We start from the raw sequence: 4,834 nt of genomic DNA on the forward strand, positions 1-4,834 counted from the left end.
GGGCTTAGGCCCAACCGGATATAAGGTGATGCGGACGAACGGTTCGCATGAGCGCCATCGGGCTCAACCTCGGAGATCACGGCAGCACCTGCGACCAGCACTTGACTGACGTATCGGCCCATATAAGGGGCTTACTGTGACCCAAGGCAAGTCATCGACGAATTCGAGCAGACTGACAGTGGCAGAGTGGGCCATCGTTGCCAGCTCCCTCGCGTTTATCACGCTCTGGCTCGGGATCTCGTTTACCTGACCCGCAACTCCGATGAGCTACGAAGGGGATAGGAGATCGCACCGCTGTCGGGATCGGCTCCAGAAGGGGCCGATTTCTGCAGAAAGCGGCGTTTACGCGTTGGCCCGAACGAAAAAACCGCCTCAATAAGGAGGCGGTTTTCGTAATAAGTCCAAAAGCTTAGATATAAGTGGATTACTTAATCTTGGCTTCCTTGAACTCGACGTGCTTCTTCACGACCGGATCGTACTTCTTCAGCGCGAGCTTTTCGGTCATCGTGCGCGAGTTCTTCTTCGTCACGTAAAAAAAGCCCGTGTCGGCGGTGGAGACGAGCTTCACTTTGATCGTTGCGGCTTTGGCCATGGTCGGGACCTCTTGTTCGGTTCGGCGTCTCGCCCTACGGCATGGCGAAACGCAAAGGCCGGGCGAACCCGGCCGGAAAATCGTGGAATTCCCATGCCTGATTATCGCAGATCAGTCAAGGGCGGAGGCCATACCGCAAGGCGGATTGCTGGATTTCCCGTCATCCCCGGCTGTCGCAGGACCGGGAAGATGATCCATCCACGCGCTCGAAGCAGGGCGATTCTCATCGCCTCCGCCGAGGCTGTGGCAGGGAATGACAATGAGCAATGGATTACAGCAGTTCCCGCACGAAACGGCCACGCTGCTGGTGGAAGAACGGGACGGGCAGCTGCGGGCCGAATCCGGCGGCGATCCGGGCCTCCAGCTCATCCAGGATGACCGTCGTAATTGGGGGTAGGTCCAGTGCCTTGGCCTGGGCGATGGTGACCCAGGCCAGCTCCACGAGTTCCGCTTCCGGCCCGATGACCCCCTCGACCTCATCGGCGATGGCGGTGCGGTCAACGGCAAAGAATCGGGTGTCGAAGCGCCTGATGCGCTTGGGCGGCGTGATGGCCCGGCCGATGAAGTGGAGCGGCTCCAGATCGGGAAAGACACCCCGTTCCTGGAACGCCGTCCACGCGGTGCCCACGGGCGCGCGCTCCGGTCCGCCATAATCCTTGGTCCCGAGCAGAAGCCCGGTTTCCTCGAAGGTCTCGCGGATGGCGGCGAGGGCCAGCGCCCGGCTGCGCTGGGTCGAGGGACGAGTGACCCGCGCCATCAGAGCCTGCTCGGCGCGAGGATGGAGGGCGCCCGTCACGGTCATGGACCGGTCGCCGGCCTCGATCCGCCCGCCGGGGAAGACGAACTTGCCCGGCATGAATTTCAGGCCCGCGTGGCGCTTGCCCATGAGAACCTTCGGGCTCTTGCCCTTGCGGTCGATGATGATGAGGGTCGCGGCGTCGGCGGGGCGGAGGGTTGGGGCCTTGGGGTTGGTCTCAGCGGAAACGAGGCGATCCATCCTCGCCAAAGTCTCGATGTCCGTCACGTGCGTTGTCCTCGTCGGCGTTCTTCTTGGTTCGGGCGGCGCCGAAGCCATGCATACCTAGCGCGTATTGCAGCCCCACGACAGCGCCTTTCACCGGCTGGAGCAGGGCGAGGCACAGGAACAGCGTCAGCGCCGGCCAGATCGCGAGATGCACCCACATGGGCATCTCGAGCTTGGTCTCGGTCATGAGGATCCCGTAACCGACCAGGTGGCCGACGATGAAAATCACGATGTAAGGCGGCAGGTCATCGGCCCGGTGATGATGAAATTCCGTCCCACACGCCTTGCACTGGTCCACGACCTTGAGGAAACGGCCGAAGAGCCGGCCTTTGTCGCAGGCGGGACAGTGGCCCAGAAAGCCGCGCTTCATGGCCGGAATGGCCTTCACGTCGCTCGTTGCCGGCGATGCGGTCTCGATTGTCAAAGACATCCGTCGATCCTTAAAAACATCAGGCACGCCCGCGCCGCTTGACCTTCACGCGGGTCGGGGAGCGACCCTTTGGCGGTGCCGCCTTGCCTGCCTTGAAGCCCTGCGGCGGACGACGTCCGCCCTTTCCGGCGCCGCTGGTCCTGCCGGTGAAGCGTCCCTTGGTGAGGATCTCGAAGCGCAGCGCGCCGGCAATGGGCGCGGCCTCGACCAGCTTCACCTCCACCTTGTCGCCGAGACGATAGGTTTCACCCGTGTCGTCGCCGCGCATGGAGTGGGTTCGCTCGTCGTAGCGGTAGTAATCGTCGCCGATGGTGGCGGCCGGAACGAAGCCGTCCGCGCCGGTCTCCTTCAGCTTGACGAAGAGCCCGGCCTTCGTCACCCCCGAGATCTGTCCATCGAATGTGGCCCCGATCCGGTCGGCAAGGAAGTGCGCGATCAGGCGGTCGATTGTCTCACGCTCCGCCGCCATGGCGCGGCGCTCCGCGGCCGAGATCCTGGCGCTGATCTCGATCAGCTCTGCGCGAGTGGTGTCCGGCGGCAGTCCGTCCTTACCGAGCTTGAGGGCCGTAATCAGAGCGCGATGGACGATGAGATCCGCATAGCGGCGGATGGGGGAGGTGAAGTGGGCATAGCGCCGAAGATTCAGGCCGAAATGGCCGTAATTCTCGGCCGAATACTCGGCCTGGGATTGCGAGCGCAGCACGACCTCGTTGATGAAGAGCTGATGCTCCGTATCCTCGACGCTGCGCAGGATGCGGTTGAACAGCTCCGGCTTCAACGCCCCCTGGGTCGGCAGCTTGAGGCCGATGGACGCCAGCACCTCGCTCAAAGCCCGCATCTTCTCGAGCGAAGGCTCATCGTGGACCCGGTAGATCAGGTCGGACTCGGCCTTCTCCAGGCTCTCGGCTGCCGCGACATTGGCGAGGATCATGAACTCCTCGATGAGCTTGTGCGCCTCGAGCCGTTCGGGCACGAAGACCTGGTCCACGGTGCCGTCGGGATTGAGCATGATCTTGCGCTCGGGCAGATCGAGGAACAGCGGCTCACGGACATCGCGGGCTCGCCTCACGAGCTCATAGCCGGCCCAGAGAGGTTTCAGGATCGAGTCGAGGATCGGCCCCGTCACGTCGTCCGGCCTGCCGTCGATGGCAGCCTGCGCCTGGCCATAGGAGAGCTTCTCCGCCGAGCGCATCATGATCCGGTGGAAGCTGTGGCGAATCTTCCTCCCATCCGGCCCAATCACCATGCGCACGGCGAGCGCCGGGCGGTCTTCGCGTGACCTCAACGAGCACAGATCGTTGGAGATCCGCTCCGGCAGCATCGGGACGACCCGGTCGGGGAAATACACCGAATTGCCGCGCTCCTGCGCCTCCCGGTCCATCGCCGAGCCGGGGCGGATATAGGCCGCGACATCGGCGATGGCGACGGTGAGGATATAGCCGCCTGCATTGTTCAGGTCCTCGTCCGCGGCCGCATGGACCGCATCGTCGTGGTCCTTGGCATCCGGTGGGTCGATGGTGACGAGGGGCAGGTGCCGCCAATCCTCGCGTCCGTCGACCGAGACGGGCTGTGCCTTCTCGGCCTCGTCCAGCACCGCCTTCTGGAACTCGTTGGGGATGTTGTGGGCGTAGATCGCGATCAGGCTCACGGCCTTTTCCGATTTGATCGTTCCCAGCCGCTCCTTCACCTTGGCGGTGGGCAGGCCGAAGCGGCCGTGCTTCACAACCGATACGGAGACCAGGTCGCCGTCCTGGGCCTCGCCTTCGTCGCCGGGCCTGATCTGCAGTTCCTGATCGCGGGCCTTCTTGTCCACGGGCACGAGCCTTCCGCCGCCCTCGGGCATAGCCCGGTACAGGCCGAGGACCTGCGCCTGCTTCTTGGCGATGATCTTGGTCACGCGGCCGGAATAGCGATGGATGTCGCCGGGCTTGAGCGGATCGACCCGCAGCAGCGCCCGGTCGCCCACGCCCGCCACCGGCATGCCGGGGCGCGGCTTGCGCGGCGAGACGATGATGATGGTTGGGATCGAGCCGTGCTCCTCCTCGTCCCATTCGGTCGGCACCGCGATCAGCTCGCCATCCCGATCCCGCTTGGTGATGTCGGCCAGCACGACCGGAGGCAGTTGGCCAGCCTTGTGAACCGTCTTGCCCCTGCGGTCGACGATGCCGTCAATCTCCAGGTCCTTGAGGATCTGCTTCAGCCAGATGCGGTCGTTGCCCTTGATTCCGTAGCGCTGCGCGATCTCCCGCTTGCCGACCTTGCCCTGAGCATGGGTGATGAAGGCGACGACCTCCTCCCGGCTGGGAAGGTCAGTGGATTGGTCGGCTTTGGAACGTTTGGGCAAGGGGAAAGCTCGTTGGGTTTACAGGATCTTCTCGCACGCAAGCGTGGCTGCGGCTAGTCCGAGCCGCCCGGCATCCATGATGACGCTCGGGCGGGGGAAGAGATCCGAGAGGCTAAGGCCATTCGGGCAAAAAATAAGGCCCCGATGACGGAGCCTTTGAGGGACCGGCCCGTGGGGGCAGAATGAGCCGGTGAGTTCATAAAACGTGCGGGATTGGAGATGGTTCCGGCTTTTTTGAAAATATTTCGAAAAAGTTCTGGAGACCTGAAACTATTGACGTCATCCCGGGGCTGACCCGGGATCTACGTCCTTCCGATCTAGTGTTGTGACTCTAACGCTTGTTTCGCACGGGCGACCTTTTCCAGGATAGCTGAGGCCGAGGCGGTCCAGACAAAGGGTCTCGGGTCGGCATTGTGGTGCTCCAGGTAGTCCATGATCGCGCTT

At 63.3% G+C, this 4,834-nt stretch carries 4 protein-coding genes; all 4 read right to left on the bottom strand.

Annotated elements, in window-relative coordinates; all coding sequences use genetic code 11:
* Positions 1-424 precede the first annotated feature (424 nt).
* Positions 425-592, bottom strand: a complete 168-nt coding sequence (gene rpmG, locus FS320_RS38035; protein ID WP_152717461.1) for a 50S ribosomal protein L33 — start codon at positions 590-592, stop codon at positions 425-427.
* Positions 593-863: 271 nt separating this feature from the next.
* Positions 864-1,589 carry an NUDIX hydrolase gene (locus tag FS320_RS38040; RefSeq protein WP_152717462.1) on the bottom strand — a complete coding sequence of 242 codons (726 nt, stop codon included), beginning with the start codon at positions 1,587-1,589 and terminating at the stop codon, positions 864-866.
* Positions 1,567-2,046, bottom strand: coding sequence for a DUF983 domain-containing protein (locus tag FS320_RS38045; RefSeq protein ID WP_152717463.1), 480 nt, complete (start codon positions 2,044-2,046; stop codon positions 1,567-1,569). Before FS320_RS38045 ends, FS320_RS38040 begins: the two co-directional genes overlap by 23 nt.
* A 19-nt stretch (positions 2,047-2,065) precedes the next feature.
* Positions 2,066-4,390: a ribonuclease R gene (rnr, locus tag FS320_RS38050; protein ID WP_152717464.1), complete on the bottom strand. Its 2,325-nt coding sequence runs from the start codon at positions 4,388-4,390 to the stop codon at positions 2,066-2,068.
* Between the last annotated feature and the right edge of the window lie 444 nt (positions 4,391-4,834).

This window comes from Microvirga tunisiensis (genome assembly GCF_009296175.1).
GTDB classification, from domain to species: domain Bacteria; phylum Pseudomonadota; class Alphaproteobacteria; order Rhizobiales; family Beijerinckiaceae; genus Microvirga; species Microvirga tunisiensis.

Coding starts and splice junctions, on each gene's coding strand:
- FS320_RS38045 (WP_152717463.1), bottom strand. CDS start 2,046: ATGTCTTTGACAATCGAGACCGCATCGCCGGCAACGAGCGACGTGAAG.
- rpmG (WP_152717461.1), bottom strand. CDS start 592: ATGGCCAAAGCCGCAACGATCAAAGTGAAGCTCGTCTCCACCGCCGAC.
- FS320_RS38040 (WP_152717462.1), bottom strand. CDS start 1,589: ATGGATCGCCTCGTTTCCGCTGAGACCAACCCCAAGGCCCCAACCCTC.